This is a genomic window from Rahnella aquatilis CIP 78.65 = ATCC 33071, from assembly GCF_000241955.1.
Taxonomy (GTDB): domain Bacteria; phylum Pseudomonadota; class Gammaproteobacteria; order Enterobacterales; family Enterobacteriaceae; genus Rahnella; species Rahnella aquatilis.
Map to the genome: position 1 here is coordinate 1348028 of NC_016818.1, position 17618 is coordinate 1365645.

The window sequence follows — 17618 nt, forward strand, 5'->3', positions numbered from 1 at the left end:
CAGTGTTCATGAAACAACTTATCGTCGGTATTTCCGGCGCCAGCGGCGCAATCTATGGTGTCAGGCTCTTGCAGGTATTGCAGAGCGTACCGGATATCGAAACACATCTGGTGATGAGCAATGCGGCCCGCCAGACGCTGACACTGGAAACCGATCTCACACTGCGCGACGTTCAGGCGCTGGCGGATGTGGTACATGATTCCCGCGATATCGCAGCCAGCATTTCTTCCGGTTCTTTTAAAACTGCCGGCATGGTGATTTTACCCTGCTCGATCAAAACGCTCTCCGGCATCGTGAACAGTTACACCGACGGCCTGCTGACCCGTGCGGCGGACGTGGTGCTGAAAGAACATCGCCGTCTGGTGTTGTGTGTGCGCGAAACGCCGCTGCATCTCGGTCATCTGCGTCTGATGACGCAGGCCGCAGAGCTTGGCGCAATCATTATGCCGCCGGTCCCGGCGTTTTATCATCGCCCGGCCTCGGTGGAAGATATTATTGATCAGACGGTAAACCGGGTGATTGATCAGTTTGATATCGAACTGCCGGAAGACTTATTTGTTCGATGGCAGGGCAGCCACTAAACTTTCACGTCCCAATACGCACCCATTTCGCGCACTTCCGTTACATTGCACCAACAATGATCACAATTTGATTCATTGAGGTGCAGTGTTAAATCCCCCTTCAGCTATTCTTCCCTCAGACCTTTGAAAACTTTCATTATCCCGATGCTTTTTTGACCGGTTTTCACTCTCCCGCTGCGGAAAATCGCGATGCAGAGAAACGGCACGAAAAGTGCATGAGAAAACCTGGCAAAAAGCCATTTGCATCGTTCAGCAAACTATAAAAAGACGTTCATTCACGCACACACAACCACAACAGATGAATAATCACTGAGGCTAATGTATGAAAAAGTTGTTCAAGGTTCTTCCGCTGGTTCTGGTCTTAGCCAGTGCAGGCAGTGCATTTGCTGCCGCGCCTAAAGCAATTAATATCGGTACTGATCCGACTTACGCCCCATTTGAATCAAAAGACTCCAGCGGCAAGCTGGTGGGTTTTGATATCGACCTGGCAAATGAGATGTGCAAACGTGCAGCCATTAAATGTACCTACGTTGAAAGCGATTTCGATGCGCTGATCCCGTCCCTGAAAGCGAAAAAAATTGATGCGATTATTTCCTCATTATCCATCACTGAAAAACGCCAGCAGGAAATTGATTTCACAGAGAAACTTTACGCCGCGAACGCCCGCCTGATCGCGCCTAAAGGATCAAAAGTGCTGCCTACTCTGGATGCGCTGAAAGGCAAAAACGTTGGCGTTTTGCAGGGCTCCACTCAGGAAGCTTATGCCAACGCGATGTGGCAACCAAAAGGCATCAATGTGGTGGCTTACCAAAACCAGGATCTGATTTATGCCGATCTGGCTTCCGGTCGTCTTGACGCGGCATTCCAGGACGAAGTGGCAGGCAGCGAAGGCTTCCTGAAACAGGCTGCGGGTAAAGATTATGCGTTTGCGGGCCCGTCCGTTAAAGACGATAAATTCTTCGGCGTGGGCACCGGCATGGGGCTGCGTAAGACGGATACTGATCTGAAAGATGCGCTGAACAAGGCATTTGACAGCATGCGTAAAGACGGGACTTACGACAAACTGGCGAAAAAATACTTCGACTTTGATGTTTACGGCGGCTGATACGCGTCGTGCGATGTGCCAAAGGGGGCGGCGTGTCCGCTCCCTGCGGTTCTGACGCTGGCCGTCGTTTTGCCTGCGCAGGGATCCACTAAAGACAGGAAAAAACCATGCTGTATGGGTATTCCCAGGTAATTATCCAGGGCACATTAGTGACACTGGAGCTGGCGATTTCGTCAGTCATTCTGGCGCTGGTGATAGGGTTAATCGGCGCGGGCGGGAAACTGTCAAAGAACCGGATCGTGTCTGGTTTTTTTGGTTGCTACACCACGCTTATTCGCGGCGTACCTGATCTGGTATTGATGTTATTGATTTTTTACGGGTTGCAGATTGCACTGAACAGCGTCACAGAATCACTGGGTATGACACAAATTGATATCGACCCGATGAGCGCCGGTATTATCACGCTGGGCTTTATCTACGGGGCTTATTTCACCGAAACGTTCCGTGGTGCGTTTATGGCGGTTCCGCGCGGACAAATCGAAGCCGCCACGGCTTTCGGGTTCAGCGGTTCACAAATTTTCCGTCGAATTTTATTCCCGGCCATGATGCGTTTTGCGCTGCCGGGCATTGCCAATAACTGGCAGGTTATCCTCAAAGCCACCGCGCTGGTGTCATTACTGGGCCTCAATGATGTGGTCAAAGCCACGCAACTGGCCGGGAAAGGCACGTATCAGCCGTTCTATTTTGCGATTGTGGCGGGTGTGGTTTATCTGATTTTCACCACGCTGTCGAACGGCGTGCTGGTATGGCTTGATCGCCGTTATTCGCTGGGTGTGAAGAGGGCTGATCTATGATCGAAATTTTACAACAGTACGGTATGTCTTTGCTCTACAGTGACGGCTACCGTTTCACCGGTCTGGCGATCACCCTGTGGTTACTGATCAGCTCCGTTGTGATTGGCGGATTACTGGCCGTACCGATGTCGGTAGGGCGCGTGTCGGCCAACAAATTCCTGCGTTATCCGATCTGGCTGTATACCTACGTTTTCCGCGGAACGCCGCTGTATGTCCAGTTGCTGGTGTTTTATTCGGGGATGTACAGCCTGGAAATCGTGCGTGGCACCGACTTCCTCAATGCCTTTTTCCGCAGCGGGCTGAACTGTACGATTCTGGCGCTGACGCTCAACACTTGTGCGTACACCACTGAGATTTTTGCCGGTGCTATCCGCGCGGTGCCGCACGGCGAAATCGAGGCGGCCAATGCCTATGGTTTCTCACGCTTTAAACTGTACACCTGCATTATTTTGCCATCGGCATTACGCACGGCGCTGCCTGCTTACAGTAATGAAGTCATTCTGATGTTGCACTCCACCGCGCTGGCGTTTACCGCCACGGTTCCGGACGTGCTGAAAATCGCCCGCGACATTAACTCGGCCACCTATCAGCCGTTTTATGCTTTCGGGATTGCAGCGGTTATCTATCTTTGCATCTCTTTTATATTGATTGGGCTGTTCCGCATGGCGGAAAAACGCTGGCTGGCGCATGTAAAGCCTCAAACTCATTAATAAGAATTATTTTTGCGGAATAACTTTATGCCAGAAAACAAATTAGCGGTTCTCGATCTTCACAAACGTTATGGCGACCATGAGGTGCTGAAAGGCGTTTCGTTGTCGGCGAATGCGGGGGATGTGATCAGTATTATTGGTTCATCAGGTTCGGGTAAAAGTACCTTCCTGCGTTGCATTAACTTCCTTGAGAAGCCAAGTGAAGGCTCCATCAGCGTCAATAATCAGGATATCCGGATGGTGCGCGACACCGACGGGCAACTGAAAGTGTTTGATAAAAAACAGCTGCAACTGCTGCGGACCAAACTGACGATGGTGTTCCAGCACTTCAACCTGTGGAGCCACATGACGGTGCTGGAAAACGTCATGGAAGCGCCGGTACAGGTGCTGGGGCTGAGCAAGGCAGAAGCGCGGGAACGCGCGGTAAAATACCTCGATAAAGTGGGTATCGACGCCCGTGCGCAAGGCAAATATCCGGTGAACTTATCCGGCGGCCAGCAACAGCGCGTGTCTATTGCCCGTGCGCTGGCGATGGAACCGGAAGTGTTACTGTTTGACGAACCGACCTCCGCCCTTGACCCTGAACTGGTGGGCGAAGTGCTGCGCATCATGCAAAAGCTGGCGGAAGAGGGGAAAACCATGGTGGTGGTAACGCATGAAATGGAGTTTGCCCGTCATGTTTCCAGCCATGTCATTTTCCTGCATCAGGGCGTGATTGAAGAACAGGGCGATCCGTCGGAAGTCTTTGGCAACCCGAAGAGCGCCCGTCTGCAACAGTTCCTGTCAGGTGCGCTGAAGTAACATCTGTACGCGCCTTCCCCTCTCATGAGGGGAAGGCTGGGATGGGGTGTGGGTTTTATCTGAAGCAAATCAACCTTTCGCGGCCAGCAGGCACAACTGAAGGGTCAGTTCGTAGGATTTCACAAACGAATTCACCGGCAGGAATTCGAATTTCGAATGGAAATTGTGCGCGCCGGTGAAGTAGTTCGGCGTCAGCAAACCTTTGGCTGACAATGCGGCTCCGTCGGTGCCGCCGCGCATCGGGATCACTTTGGGCTCCACGCCAATTTCTTTCAGTCCCGCAAAGATCAGGTCGATCGCCCGGCGATCCTCGCCGATGGCACTGCTGATATTACTGTAGGTGTCGCTGATCTCAACCGAGACTTTTGCGCTCGGATACTGCGCGGCAATCTCTTTCGCGACATCCTGAATTTTCTGCTTACGGGCGGCAAAACTGTCGTTGTCAAAATCACGGATTGAGGCTTTCAGCTCTGCTCCCTGCTGGGATGCGCTCATGCCGTTGAACCAGATATAACCTTCCCGGCCTTCGGTGTTTTCAGGGGTTTCAGCGCGGTCAAAATGGCTGATGAAATCCTGTGCCATCAGCAACGGATTCACCAGTACGCCTTTGGCCGACATCGGATGCGCTGTCACACCGGTGAAGGTAATTTCTGCTGCCGCCGCATTGAAGTTTTCATACACCACTTCGCCCAGTTCACAGCAGTCGATGGTATAAGCAAAGTCCACATCGAAGCGGGCGAGATCCAACGCCTTGGCACCGCGCAGGCCGATTTCTTCGTCTGGCACGAACGCCACCACGATATCGCCGTATTCCTGCTCAGCCGTCAGGTTTTCCAGCAGCGTCATCACTACCGTGACCGCCGCTTTATTATCCGCGCCCAGCACGCTGGTGCCGTCGCTGAAAATAATATCCTCACCTTTATACGGCAGGATTTCCGGGCGTTCGGAAGGGCGCAGCCAGATATCCTGTTCTTTGTTCAGACACACATCTTCACCGGTAAAACGCAACGTCTGGGGATGAATATCCGGACGCAGGCCGACATCCACCGTATCTATATGCGTGATGAAACCGATGCGCGGGCCGCCTTTTTTGGTACCGGATTTTACGGCCGTCACGGTCGCATGTTCGTCGATCTGAATATTTTCCAGGCCCAGCTGATGCAGTTCCTCAGCCAATAGCCGCGCCATATCATGCTGGCCTGGCGTGCTTGGCAGGGTGGTCGCGCTGGCATCACTCTGTGATGTTACGCTGAGATAGCGGTAGAAACGTTCGGTAAGCTGTTTTGCGATTGTTGTCGACATCTTGACCTCTGAATGTGCGCAAATATTGTTCCCTGTTATAAGATTTTCATATATAACAAAGTATTACTACGTGTTATCCAGATGTTAATCTGTTTTTGCTTTAGGTTCCACGATGAAGAAGATCTAAACACTCTCCGGACAGGGAAAATAGGGAAAAGAATGAAACACAACATCTTAAAAATAAGCACAGGCTTACTGGCGTTAACTCTCACTGGCGGCGTTTGTGCTAAAACGCTGGTTTACTGTTCCGAAGGTTCGCCTGAGCAATTCAACCCGCAGCTTTATACGTCGGGCACCTCCGTGGATGCCAGCGCCGCGCCAATTTATAACCGTCTGGTGGATTTCAAAATCGGTACTACCGAACTGGTGCCAAGCCTGGCGGAAAGCTGGGATGTCAGCGCGGACGGTAAAACTTATACCTTCCACCTGCGAAAAGGCGTGAAATTCCAGAGTAATAAGTTGTTCAAACCGACCCGTGATTTCAACGCTGACGACGTGATCTTCTCGTTCATGCGCCAGAAAGACGAGAATAATCCTTATCATAAAATTTCCGGCGGTACTTACCTTAACTTCGATAGCCTGAAAATGGGTGACCTGATCGGCAGTATTGATAAGGTGGATGATTACACCGTGCGCTTCAACCTGACGCGCCCTGAAGCGCCGTTCGTGGCCGATCTGGCGTGGTATTTTGCTTCCATCCTCTCGGCGGAATATGCCGATCAGATGCTCAAAGCCGGCACGCCGGAAAAAGTCGATCAGGATCCGATTGGTACCGGTCCGTTTGAACTGGTGCAATACCAGAAAGACACGCGTCTGCTGTACAAAGCTTTCCCGGACTACTGGCAGGGTAAATCCAAAATTGATCGTCTGGTGTACACCATCACGCCGGATGCTTCGATGCGTCTCGCCAAACTTGAGAAGAACGAATGTCAGGTGATGCCGTTCCCGAACCCGGCTGATCTGGATCGTATGCGCGCCAATAAAGACATCAACCTGATGAGCAAGGCGGGCCTGAACACCGGTTTTCTGTCTTTCAACACGCAGAAACCCCCGCTGGATAATGTGAAAGTGCGTCAGGCGCTGACCATGGCGATCAATAAGCCGCAAATCATAGAAGCGGTATTCCACGGTACGGGAACCGTCGCGAAAACGTTGCTGCCGACCGGCGTCTGGAGTTACAACGACAAACTGGTGGATTACGATTATTCACCGGAGAAAGCCAAAGCGCTTCTGGCCGAAGCCGGTATGCCAAACGGTTTTGATATTGATTTATGGGCGATGCCGGTGCAGCGTCCGTATAACCCGAACGCCCGCCGTATGGCAGAGATGATCCAGTCGGACTGGGCGAAAATCGGCGTGAAAGCGCATATCGTCAGTTATGAATGGGGCGAATACCAGACCCGTATCCGTAACGGCGAGCACATGGCAGCATTAATGGGCTGGACAACGGCAAACGGTGACCCGGATAACTTCTTCGGTCCGCTGTTTACCTGTAACGCCGCGAAGGGCGGTTCAAACTCAGCGAAATGGTGTTACGCGCCGTTTGACCAGTTGATCACCGAAGCCAAAGAAACCACCGATCATGCCAAACGTGTCGCGCTTTACGAGCAGGCCCAGCAGATGATGCACGATCAGGCTCCGGCCGTAATGATTGCCCACTCGACGATTTTCGAACCGGTTCGCAAAGAAGTGACGGGATATGAAGTAGATCCGTTTGGGAAACATGTGTTTTATCAGGTGGATGTGAAGGAGTAAAAGCGCGGATCTGCTCCCTCCCCTGCGAAGGGGAGGGTTGGGGTGGGGTATTAAAGGAAAATCAATAAGTTGAAGTGTGCATTAGTAATGGTGTTAGCCCTTTAAGCCCCGTCACCCCAGCAAATCCTCCAGCGCTTCCTTCAGCTCCTGATGCTTAAAAATAAACCCTGCGGCTTCGAGCCTGCGCGGGACGGCGCGCTGTCCGCCGAGGACCAACACGGCTGATTCACCCATCAGTAATCTTATAACAGGTGCGGGTGCCCGCATAAACGCCGGGCGGTGTAATACTTCGCCGAGCAGGGCGCTGAATTGCTCGTTGCGCGCCGGATATGGCGACACCATATTGAACGGGCCGGAGAGTGTTTCGTGGGCGAGCAGGAACAAAATTCCGTCAATCATGTCGTTGATGTGGATCCACGGCATGTATTGCTGACCATCGCCGAGCGGGCCGCCGAGGCCGGCGCGGTAGGGCAGAACTATTTTTGCCAGCGCACCCCCTTTTTCAGCCAGCACGATGCCTGTGCGCAGCAAACAAACACGCGTCGCCGGGCTTTCGGCTGTCATCGCCAGCGCTTCCCAGCGGGCGCAAAGCTGCCAGGTAAATTGCTTGTTAGGCGGCTCGTCTTCAGGCACCAGCGCCTGGCCCTGATCGCCGTAATATCCCACCGCCGAACCGGAGATAAACACGGAAGGCGGCTTTTCACTGGCGTTAATCAGCGTTGCCAGCTTTTCTGTCAGCTTCCAGCGACTTTCACACAGCAACGCTTTGTAGTCTTTCGTCCAGCGTTTGTCGGCAATCGGTTCACCGGCGAGATTAATCACGGCATCGAAACCGTCGAGCGAGGTTTTTCCTTCCAGCGTTTCCCAGACCACAACCTGGGGACCGAGTAACTTAGCCGCGCGTTCAGGTGCACGGCTCAGGGCGGTGATCTGATGAGATTGCTCAAGAAGCCTTTCGGTCAATTTTCTTCCGATGAGGCCGGTGGCGCCGGTAATCAAGATCTTCATATCGGGATCCTTAACTGTCTGAATACGCGGATGAACTGTCTTTAATCATAGATGAGTCATCGTTATTAACTCGCGATATGGAGCACAATTAAGTGTTTTTTATTCTGAGACATTCAGAACACCGCCGGCAGGCTGAAGGGGATTACTCAACCTGCGCCAGTGCGTAGGCTTTCTGTGTTGCCGGGCGGCTTTTAACCCGTTCGAACCAGTTGCGCACGGCAGGGTATTCTGCCAGATCAATCCGCTGACGTTCATGAGCCGCCACCCACGGATAAGTGGCCATGTCGGCGATACTGTAATTTTCTCCGGCGATATAGGCATTTTTCTCTAACTGGCGGTTCAGCACGCCATACAGACGCTGAGTTTCCTGTAAATAGCGCTCAATGGCATAAGGCACCGGCTGCGGCGCGTAATGCGTAAAGTGGTGATTCTGACCCAACATCGGGCCAAAGCCAGCCACCTGCCAGGTCAGCCATTCCAGCGTCACAGTGCGCTCGCGCAACTCTTTACTGAGAAATTTTCCGGTTTTTTCTGCCAGATATTGCAAAATTGCGCCAGACTCAAAAATACTTACCGGTGCACCGCCGTCAACGGGCTGGCTGTCGACAATGGCCGGGATTTTGTTGTTTGGCGAAATGGCGAGGAATTCAGGTTTGAACTGCTCCCCTGCGCTGATATCAATGCGGTGGAGCCGGTATTGCAGGCCACTCTCTTCAAGAAAAAGAGAAATTTTATGGCCATTCGGTGTTGGTGCGTAATAAAGATCGATCATATTGCCTCCTGCGTTATTTTAATCACTCTCCGCGACGGGCGGGGGCGGGATGTGCCAATGTGGAACGGGTAATCACAAGCTTCTTATCCGGTTTAATAGGGTATCATAATGCAGATGTTTAGAAGTCTATGTCGGACTTGTCTGATGGCGAATTTTGCGGGGTGACATAGCTTTTAGGTTGCATCAACGCATCCATAGCTATTGAAGCGACCCGGCAGACCCAGATAGAATCTCAGGACATTATCGACGTGTTGCAAAATCACAGCGCACAGACTTATTGCGCACAGACCAGCGCTTAAAAGAGAAGGTTCCAGCGGATGTCAGAACAAGAGCAAAACATCAGTACGGATGAATGGGTTGATATCGTCAACGAAGACAACGAGGTCATTGCCCAGGCCAGCCGACAACAAATGCGTGCTCAGGTCCTGCGTCACCGTGCCAGCTATATTGTGGTTCATGATGGAATGGGGAATATTTTGGTTCAGCGTCGGACTGAAACCAAAGACTTCTATCCGGGCTGGCTTGATGCAACGGCCGGTGGTGTGGTGCAAAGCGGTGAAAATATTCTGGATTCAGCCCGCCGTGAGGCCGAGGAAGAGCTGGGCATTGCCGGTGTGCCGTTTGCGGAGCACGGTCAGTTCTACTTTGAAGAAGAGAACAAATGCCGCGTATGGGGCGCACTGTTCAGCTGTGTATCCCATGGCCCGTTTGCCCTGCAGGAAGAAGAAATTGATGCCGTCCGCTGGATGACACCCGAAGAAATCACTGCCCGTTGTGATGAATTTACGCCGGACTCCCTGAAAGCACTTTCTCTGTGGATGACGCGAAACAATGAGAAAGAACACGGTAAGCCTCTGACCCGTGAAGCTGCGGCTCCTGTCGCTGAGGTGTCTGTTTCTGACGATAAAGAAAACGATGAAGAAGCATCGTCACCGAAAGGCGATATCTGAGACACATCACGGGCGATCTCCTATCGCCCGTTCTCTTTTTAGCAACTTTCCCGCTTGCACAATGACGACGCGATCGTCACTTCTTCCCATTCTTCGTCATTAATTCTTGCCAGTAACGCCTGGGCCGCGCGCACGCCGATTTCTTTATGCGGAACGGCAATGGTCGTCAGCGGCGGCTGGCATACTTTACTGACATCGGCATTACCAAAGCCGACCACGGCAAGATCGTCTGGCACTTTGATGCGTCTGCGCTGGCATTCATACAGTGCACCACAGGCGAGATCGTCAGAAACACATACCAGCGCGTCAATTTCCGGCCAGGCGAGCAGAAACTCCGGCAGTTGCTGAGCGCCGGTGGAAAAGCTGGCGGGCTCGGCGGCATTTATCACCCGATGCGGGGACATGTGCGCTTTCAACATGGCCTTACGCCAGCCCTGAAGATGCTGCTGGAAAATCCATTGTTCCTGGTTGGCGCATAGCATGCCGATATTCTGATATCCCTTTGCCACCACGGTCTGCGTCAGTTGAAACATCGCTTCCACGTAATCAATACCGATATTCATGTCGATCGGCGAATCGGTCAGCGCACCGATTTCCAGTACCGGAATCGTCAGGTTATCCAGCCATTGCCGGACGTTGGCGGAATGTTCGACCGACAGCAAAATCGCTGCCGCCAGATTGTAGGAAAGCAACGTTTCCAGCAGTTTTTCTTCCCGCTCAATACGATGCTGGGATTCCGCCAGCATGATCTGATAACCCGCCGGTTGCAGCACTTTCTGTAGCCCGGCAAACATCTCGGCGCAGCCCGCTTCGGACAGGCTCGGCACAATCATCGCGATCGTATTTGAGGAGGCTGAGGCCAGTGAGCTGGCGGCCTGATTGGGCAGGTATCCCAGCTGACTGACGGCTTCTTCGATCTTTTCCCGCAGCTTGTCGGAGACCTGTTCGGGTGTGCGCAGCGCACGGGAAACAGTCATGCTACCCACGCCTGCCAGCTGCGCGACATCGGCCAGCGTCACTCTTCCGGTACTGCGTCTTTTCTTGTTAATGGACATTCACGATCCTGACCTTAACTGCGCATCTTGCGCACAATGTATACCCGCAGGTATAGCGAAAAAAGCGGGCCGCAGCAGGACCGGCAAAACGGGAACCACGGCAGAATTCGGTAAATTATCGGCAATTTCCTGACAAAGTATACCGTTATTTATGCGATCCACAGACGGGTGATAACTCAGCGCGATTATTTTTGATAGCGCTATCACAGATCTCAATGATAGAAGTTTGGTAGCGCTATCTTTGAGATATGTGTCACAGATGTTAACGCTACCGCTGAAGTAGAGTCTGGATTGTTGGTGCGGTCTGGGGGAAATTTGACCGGCCATCTTAAAAAATATAACGGAGCATCACTATGCTGAATGATTGGCTGACATCTGAACGAATTCAGATCAGAACGGATATCACGGACTGGCGCCAGGCAGTGGAAGTCAGTGCACAACCGCTGCTTAAAGAAGGAACCATTACCCCGGATTACCTGACGGCAATTTTTGCTCAACGGGAAAAACTGGGGCCGTATTTTGTTCTGGCGCCGGGCATTGCGATGCCACACGCCAGACCAGAAGAAGGGGCGAACGGATTGGGACTCTCGTTGCTGACGCTGCCGCACGGCGTTGTGTTTAATTCAGAAGATAACGACCCGGTCTATATCGTGGTGATGTTGTCGGCAGCGGACAAACACAGCCATATAGAACTGATTTCTGAACTGGCGGAATTATTTTCCTGTGAAGAAGATATGCAGAAAATACACCAGGCAAAAACCATCGGCGAAATTCAGGACGTAATATCCCGCTATTAATTTGACTTAATGTTGTAAAAGGAATGCGATTTAAATCTAAGGGAATGCTGACCATTCAGATGCATTAATATATGCAACTGGCGTGCGATTCTACGCGTGTTAAACGTTTAAAAACAGATAAAGAACAGGTGAATAATATGAAAATCATGGCGATTTGTGGTTCCGGTTTAGGCAGCAGTTTTATGGTTGAAATGAACATCAAGAAAGTTCTGAAGAAACTCAATATTCAGGCTGATGTTCAGCACTCCGATTTGTCTTCAGCCATTCCGGGCGAAGCCGACCTGTTCGTGATGGCAAAGGACATCGCTGCCAGCGCCAGCATTCCTGAAAACCAGTTGGTGGTGATTACCAACATTATTGATATTAATGAACTTGAAACAAAACTGATTGCTCACTTTGAAAAGCATCCAGTGTCCTGACCGGCGCTGAATAACCCTACAAATAAAACAAATAGACAAACGAGGTGGATATGTTTATCCAGGAAACGCTCAAGTTTGTGGTCGATATATTAAAAGTGCCTTCCATACTGGTGGGGCTCATCGCATTAATCGGTCTGGTGGCACAAAAGAAAAACTTTTCTGATGTGGTGAAAGGCACGGTTAAAACAATACTTGGCTTTTTAGTGTTGGGCGGAGGTGCAACAGTATTAGTTGGCTCATTAAATCCTTTAGGCGGCATGTTTGAACACGCCTTTAATATCCAGGGTATTATTCCTAATAACGAAGCGATTGTTTCCATCGCGCTGGAGAAATTCGGTGCACCGACAGCGTTAATTATGGCGTTTGGGATGGTGGCAAATCTGATCGTAGCCCGTTTCACCCGTCTCAAATACGTGTTTCTGACCGGTCATCACACGTTTTATATGGCCTGTATGATCAGCGTTATTCTGACGGTGGCCGGTTTTGAAGGTGTTTCACTGGTGTTCACCGGTTCCCTGACGCTCGGTCTTATCATGGCGTTCTTCCCGTCGCTGGCGCAACGTTACATGCGTAAAATTACCGGCAGCGATGACGTGGCATTTGGTCATTTCGGCACCATCGGTTACGTCTTATCGGGCTGGATAGGCAGCAAGGTGGGTAAAGGCTCACGTTCTACGGAAGAAATGAACCTGCCGAAAAACCTCAGCTTCCTGCGTGACAGTTCCATTTCTATCTCGCTCACCATGATTATTATTTATCTGATTATGGCGGTGTTTGCGGGGCAGGTCTTTGTTGAAGCAACCTACAGTGCAGGCCAGAACTATCTGGTATACGCCATTATCATGGCGATTACCTTCGCGGCGGGCGTATTCATCATTTTGCAGGGGGTGCGTCTGATCCTGGCGGAAATCGTTCCGGCATTCGTCGGCTTCTCCGAGAAACTGGTGCCTAACGCCCGTCCGGCGCTGGATTGTCCGGTAGTGTATCCGTACGCGCCAAATGCGGTGCTGATCGGCTTCCTGTTCAGTTTCCTCGGCGGTCTGGTGGGATTGTTCCTGTTAGGACAGATGCATCTGGTGCTGATCCTGCCGGGTGTGGTGCCGCACTTCTTCACCGGTGCAACGGCGGGCGTGTTCGGTAATGCGACCGGCGGGCGTCGCGGGGCCATGGTCGGCGCGTTTGCCAACGGCGTGCTGATTACCTTCCTGCCGGTTCTGTTGCTGCCGGTACTGGGTGCGCTGGGCTTTGCCAATGCCACCTTCTCTGATGCGGACTTCGGGGTTATCGGTATTTTGCTGGGCAACCTGGCACGCTTTATGTCGAAGGAGGCCATCATGGCGTTGATTGTCGGTATCTTCGCGGTACTGGTTGCCTGGAACTATCTCGGCAAAAAACCGCTGGCTGAGAAAGAAATCACTGAAAAGTAATTCCCTGCATCACTACGTTTTTTAACTCCATCCGGGAAACACTGTCCTGCCTGTTAGAAATAACAGGCCAGGATAAGTGCTCATTAAAATAAGGATCAATGAAGATGAAAGATGTCCAGGAGGTTCGTGATCTGGCCCGCCATATCCGCATCGAGACGCTGAAAATGCTGACCAGTCTGGGATTCGGGCACTATGGCGGCAGTATGTCAGTCGTGGAAACGCTGGCTGTGTTGTATGGCGATGTGATGCGTATCGACCCGCAAAAACCAGACTGGCAGGATCGCGATTATTTAGTGCTGTCAAAAGGCCATGCAGGACCCGCACTGTATGCCACGCTGGCACTGAAAGGTTATTTTCCGGTCAGCGAATTACACACACTCAACCAGAACGGAACCCGTCTGCCGAGCCATCCTGACCGGCTGCGTACCACTGGCGTGGATGCGACCACCGGCTCGCTGGGACAAGGCGTGTCCATTGCAGCGGGTATGGCGCTTTCGCATAAGCTGGGCGATCGCCGTAACCGCGTCTTCTGCATTCTCGGCGACGGTGAGCTGAATGAAGGCCAGTGCTGGGAAGCCTTCCAGTTTATTGCACACCACAATCTGCATAACCTGACGCTGTTCATCGATTACAACAAACAGCAACTCGACGGCACACTGGATGAAGTGATTAAGCCATTCGATCTGGCCGGAAAGTTCAGTGCGTTCGGGTTTGATGTAGAGACCATTAAAGGCGATGACATTTTGGCTATCAGCGACGCGGTGACGCCGGTGCGCCATGCCGAGCAACGTCCGCTGGTGGTGATCCTCGACAGCATCAAAGGGCAGGGGGTGAAGTATCTCGAGCAACTGGCTAACTCACACCACCTGCGGTTAACGCCGGATGTGAAACTGGAAATCGAAAATGCTATCGCTGAGCTGGAGGCCGCCCATGTTTGAAGTTTCTCTTGAATTGCAAAAAGATGCGGTAGAAATGCGTAAAGTTTACGCCAGCACCGTGCGCGAAAAGATTGTTGAGAATACACCGATTATCGCGCTGGAAGCGGATCTGATGAGTTCAATGGCGATGGACGGTGTACATAAAGATCATCCGGATCACGTGATTAACTGCGGCATTATGGAAGCCAACGTGATCGGCGTTGCGGCCGGTTTGTCGCTGACCGGCCGGGTGCCGTTTGTGCATACTTTTACCGCGTTCGCCAGCCGTCGCTGCTTTGACCAGCTGTTTATGTCGCTGGATTACCAGAAGAATAACGTCAAAATCATTGCTTCAGATGCGGGCGTCAGCGCCTGTCATAACGGCGGCACGCATATGTCGTTCGAAGATATGGGCATTGTGCGCGGGCTGGCGAGTTCGGTGGTGATGGAAGTCACTGACGCCGTGATGTTCCGCGATATTCTGCTGCAACTGATGGATTTAAAAGGTTTCTACTGGGTACGCACTATTCGTAAACAGGCGACGCAGGTTTACCGTGAAGGCTCGACGTTTACCATCGGCAAGGCCAATGTGTTGCGTGACGGCACTGACGTGACGCTGATCGCCAACGGGATTATGGTGGCGGAAGCGCTGAAAGCGGCAGAAATGCTGAAACGCGAAGGCGTGAGTGCGGCAGTCATCGACATGTTTACCCTCAAGCCGATTGATAAAGACACCATCATCAAATACGCCGCGAAAACCGGCAAAATGGTGACCTGTGAAAACCACAGTATTCATAACGGACTGGGATCGGCGGTGGCGGAAGTGCTGGTGGAAAACCAGCCGGTGCCGATGCGCCGAGTCGGTGTTAAAGAGCGTTACGGGCAGGTGGGCACCCAGGAGTTTTTACAGCAGGAATATGGCCTGACGGCTGAGCATATTTTTGAAGCGGCGAAAACGTTGCTCTGAGTGTACACAAAACAAAAAAACGCCGGACTCAAAGCCCGGCGTTTTGCGTTCAGAGGGTCGGGCTTATTTAGCCGGAACCGCCGCTTCTGCCTGAGCAGACTGAATCGCAGTCAGTGCAACGGTGTAGACGATATCGTCAACCAGTGCGCCACGTGACAGGTCATTGACCGGTTTACGCATGCCCTGCAGCATTGGCCCGATAGACACCAGATCTGCAGAACGCTGTACCGCTTTGTACGTGGTGTTACCGGTGTTCAGGTCAGGGAAGATGAACACGGTCGCTTTGCCCGCAACCGGCGAGTTTGGCGCTTTAGACTGGGCAACATCAGCCATGATCGCTGCATCATATTGCAGCGGACCATCGATGATCAGGTCCGGACGTTTTTCCTGTGCCAGACGGGTCGCTTCACGCACTTTCTCAACATCGCTACCGGCACCGGAGTTACCGGTTGAGTAGGAGATCATGGCAACGCGGGGCTCGATACCGAATGCTGCTGCAGAATCCGCAGACTGGATCGCGATTTCTGACAGTTGCTCAGCAGTAGGATCCGGGTTGATCGCGCAGTCGCCGTAAACCAGAACCTGGTCAGGTAACAGCATGAAGAACACTGAAGAAACCAGCGAGCTGCCCGGTGCGGTTTTGATCAGCTGCAACGGTGGACGGATGGTGTTTGCGGTAGTGTGAACAGCACCGGAAACCAGACCGTCAACGTTACCTTGTTCCAGCATCAGGGTGCCCAGAACGACGTTGTCTTCCAGTTGTTCGCGCGCAACCACTTCGGTCATGCCTTTGCTTTTGCGCAGTTCAACCAGACGGGCTACGTATTCTTCACGAACAGCCACCGGATCAACAATTTCGATGCCTTTACCCAGAGTGACGCCCTGAGCCGCTGCAACGCGTTTGATTTCGTCAGGGTTACCCAGCAGAACACATTCCGCGATACCACGTTCAGCACACAGCGCCGCTGCTTTCACGGTACGAGGCTCATCGCCTTCCGGCAGCACAATACGTTTACCGGCTTTACGGGCCAGTTCGGTCAGCTGATAGCGGAATGCCGGAGGCGACAGACGGCGTGAACGTTCGGAATGTGCACTCAGCGAGTTGATCCAGTCAGCGTTGATGTGAGAAGCCACGTACTGCTGTAGTTTCTCTACACGCTGATGGTCATCCGCGGGTACTTCCAGATTGAAGCTTTGCAGGCTCAGGGAAGTCTGCCAGGTATTCGTTTCTACCATGAAGACGGGCAGACCGGTCTGGAATGCACGTTCGCACAGGCTGTTGATGCGGGCGTCGATTTCGTAACCACCGGTCAGCAGGATAGCACCGATTTCCACGCCGTTCATGGCTGCCAGACAGGCTGAAACCAGCACATCAGGACGGTCAGCGGAAGTCACCAGCAGTGAGCCAGGACGGAAATGTTCCAGCATATGCGGAATGCTGCGCGCACAGAAAGTGACGGATTTCACGCGGCGGGTTTTCACATCGCCTTCGTTGATGATTCGTGCGTTCAGATGCTTGGCCATGTCGATTGCGCGGGTGGCAATCAGCTCGAAGCTCCATGGAATGCAGCCCAGAACCGGCAATGGGCTGTTGGCGAACAGCTGAGTCGGATCGATATTCGCCACGCTGGCTTTGTTGGAATCATCAAAAATTTCAGACAGGTCAGGACGGGTACGCCCCTGATCGTCAACCGGTGCATTCAGTTTGTTAATGATCACGCCGGTGATATTTTTGTTTTTGCTGCCACCGAAGCTGGAACGGGCCAGTTCGATACGTTCTTTGAGTTGCGCAGGAGAATCATTGCCCAGCGCCAGTACGAAGACAATTTCTGCGTTCAGGGTTTTGGCAATTTCGTAGTTCAGCGCATTGGCGAACTGGTGTTTGCGGGTAGGCACTAAACCTTCAACCAGCACCACTTCTGCATCTTTGGTGTTTTCGTGATAACGCGCGATGATTTCTTCCATCAGCACGTCTTGCTGGTTTGAGCTCAGCAAGGTTTCAACGTGGCTCATTTTCAGCGGTTCGGCTGCGGTCACGGTGGAGTTAGCGCGAATAATGGTCGTGGTTTGATCAGGAGCATCTCCGCCAGTACGCGGCTGGGCGATAGGTTTGAAGATACTCAGGCTGACGCCTTTTTGTTCCATGGCACGGATCACACCCAGGCTGACGCTGGTCAGACCGACACTGGTGCCTGTAGGGATCAACATAATTGTACGGGACACGGCTAAACCTCTTTAACGGTTGCCAGGCAGGGACA

The 17618-nt window shown here is 52.3% G+C and carries 17 protein-coding genes; 12 read left to right on the top strand and 5 right to left on the bottom strand.

Annotation, left to right across the window (positions count from 1 at the left end; genetic code table 11):
- The first annotated feature begins 8 nt into the window (after positions 1-8).
- From RAHAQ2_RS06305 to hisP, 5 genes are all read left to right on the top strand, one after another.
- The gene (locus RAHAQ2_RS06305) at positions 9-581 is read left to right on the top strand and encodes a UbiX family flavin prenyltransferase (protein WP_015696435.1); all 573 of its coding nucleotides are present in this window, start codon (positions 9-11) and stop codon (positions 579-581) included.
- 322 nt (positions 582-903) lie between these two features.
- The gene (gene argT, locus RAHAQ2_RS06310) at positions 904-1686 is read left to right on the top strand and encodes a lysine/arginine/ornithine ABC transporter substrate-binding protein ArgT (protein WP_015696436.1); all 783 of its coding nucleotides are present in this window, start codon (positions 904-906) and stop codon (positions 1684-1686) included.
- A 107-nt stretch (positions 1687-1793) separates the two neighbouring features.
- Positions 1794-2480: a histidine ABC transporter permease HisQ gene (locus tag RAHAQ2_RS06315; RefSeq protein WP_015696437.1), complete on the top strand. Its 687-nt coding sequence runs from the start codon at positions 1794-1796 to the stop codon at positions 2478-2480.
- Positions 2477-3190: an ABC transporter permease gene (locus RAHAQ2_RS06320; RefSeq protein ID WP_015696438.1), complete on the top strand. Its 714-nt coding sequence runs from the start codon at positions 2477-2479 to the stop codon at positions 3188-3190. The genes RAHAQ2_RS06315 and RAHAQ2_RS06320 overlap by 4 nt, the downstream gene beginning before the upstream one ends.
- A 27-nt stretch (positions 3191-3217) precedes the next feature.
- Positions 3218-3991 (top strand): histidine ABC transporter ATP-binding protein HisP, encoded by a 774-nt coding sequence (gene hisP, locus RAHAQ2_RS06325; RefSeq protein ID WP_015696439.1) that lies wholly within the window; start codon positions 3218-3220, stop codon positions 3989-3991.
- Positions 3992-4060: 69 nt separating this feature from the next.
- On the opposite strand, the gene pepT is transcribed toward hisP, so the two are convergent.
- Positions 4061-5293 carry a peptidase T gene (pepT, locus tag RAHAQ2_RS06330; protein ID WP_015696440.1) on the bottom strand — a complete coding sequence of 411 codons (1233 nt, stop codon included), beginning with the start codon at positions 5291-5293 and terminating at the stop codon, positions 4061-4063.
- 159 nt (positions 5294-5452) lie between these two features.
- Between pepT and RAHAQ2_RS06335 the strand changes: the two genes are divergently transcribed.
- Entirely contained in the window at positions 5453-7048 is a 1596-nt protein-coding gene (locus tag RAHAQ2_RS06335; protein ID WP_015696441.1) for an ABC transporter substrate-binding protein, read from the top strand.
- Between the two features lie 111 nt (positions 7049-7159).
- Here RAHAQ2_RS06335 and RAHAQ2_RS06340 read toward each other — a convergent pair whose 3' ends face one another.
- Positions 7160-8056, bottom strand: a complete 897-nt coding sequence (locus RAHAQ2_RS06340; protein WP_015696442.1) for a TIGR01777 family oxidoreductase — start codon at positions 8054-8056, stop codon at positions 7160-7162.
- Positions 8057-8198: 142 nt separating this feature from the next.
- Positions 8199-8828: a GSH-dependent disulfide bond oxidoreductase gene (yfcG, locus tag RAHAQ2_RS06345; RefSeq protein ID WP_015696443.1), complete on the bottom strand. Its 630-nt coding sequence runs from the start codon at positions 8826-8828 to the stop codon at positions 8199-8201.
- 317 nt (positions 8829-9145) lie between these two features.
- Here yfcG and yfcD point away from each other — a divergent pair, with 317 nt between their 5' ends.
- Positions 9146-9778 carry an NUDIX hydrolase YfcD gene (gene yfcD, locus RAHAQ2_RS06350; protein WP_015696444.1) on the top strand — a complete coding sequence of 211 codons (633 nt, stop codon included), beginning with the start codon at positions 9146-9148 and terminating at the stop codon, positions 9776-9778.
- Between the two features lie 38 nt (positions 9779-9816).
- On the opposite strand, the gene RAHAQ2_RS06355 is transcribed toward yfcD, so the two are convergent.
- Positions 9817-10833 carry a LacI family DNA-binding transcriptional regulator gene (locus RAHAQ2_RS06355; RefSeq protein ID WP_015696445.1) on the bottom strand — a complete coding sequence of 339 codons (1017 nt, stop codon included), beginning with the start codon at positions 10831-10833 and terminating at the stop codon, positions 9817-9819.
- Positions 10834-11186: 353 nt separating this feature from the next.
- Here RAHAQ2_RS06355 and RAHAQ2_RS06360 point away from each other — a divergent pair, with 353 nt between their 5' ends.
- The 5 genes from RAHAQ2_RS06360 (at position 11187) to RAHAQ2_RS06380 (ending at position 15360) form a co-directional block, all read left to right on the top strand.
- Positions 11187-11630: a PTS sugar transporter subunit IIA gene (locus RAHAQ2_RS06360; RefSeq protein ID WP_015696446.1), complete on the top strand. Its 444-nt coding sequence runs from the start codon at positions 11187-11189 to the stop codon at positions 11628-11630.
- Between the two features lie 137 nt (positions 11631-11767).
- The gene (locus RAHAQ2_RS06365) at positions 11768-12049 is read left to right on the top strand and encodes a PTS sugar transporter subunit IIB (protein ID WP_013574575.1); all 282 of its coding nucleotides are present in this window, start codon (positions 11768-11770) and stop codon (positions 12047-12049) included.
- Between the two features lie 50 nt (positions 12050-12099).
- Positions 12100-13476, top strand: coding sequence for a PTS ascorbate transporter subunit IIC (locus RAHAQ2_RS06370; RefSeq protein WP_015696448.1), 1377 nt, complete (start codon positions 12100-12102; stop codon positions 13474-13476).
- 104 nt (positions 13477-13580) lie between these two features.
- Complete coding sequence (locus tag RAHAQ2_RS06375; protein WP_015696449.1) at positions 13581-14414, top strand: transketolase; 834 nt, start codon at positions 13581-13583, stop codon at positions 14412-14414.
- A complete protein-coding gene (locus RAHAQ2_RS06380) occupies positions 14407-15360 on the top strand; it encodes a transketolase family protein (protein ID WP_015696450.1) in 954 nt (317 codons plus the stop codon). The genes RAHAQ2_RS06375 and RAHAQ2_RS06380 overlap by 8 nt, the downstream gene beginning before the upstream one ends.
- A 63-nt stretch (positions 15361-15423) precedes the next feature.
- On the opposite strand, the gene pta is transcribed toward RAHAQ2_RS06380, so the two are convergent.
- The gene (gene pta / locus RAHAQ2_RS06385) at positions 15424-17568 is read right to left on the bottom strand and encodes a phosphate acetyltransferase (RefSeq protein WP_193785502.1); all 2145 of its coding nucleotides are present in this window, start codon (positions 17566-17568) and stop codon (positions 15424-15426) included.
- Positions 17569-17618 lie beyond the last annotated feature (50 nt).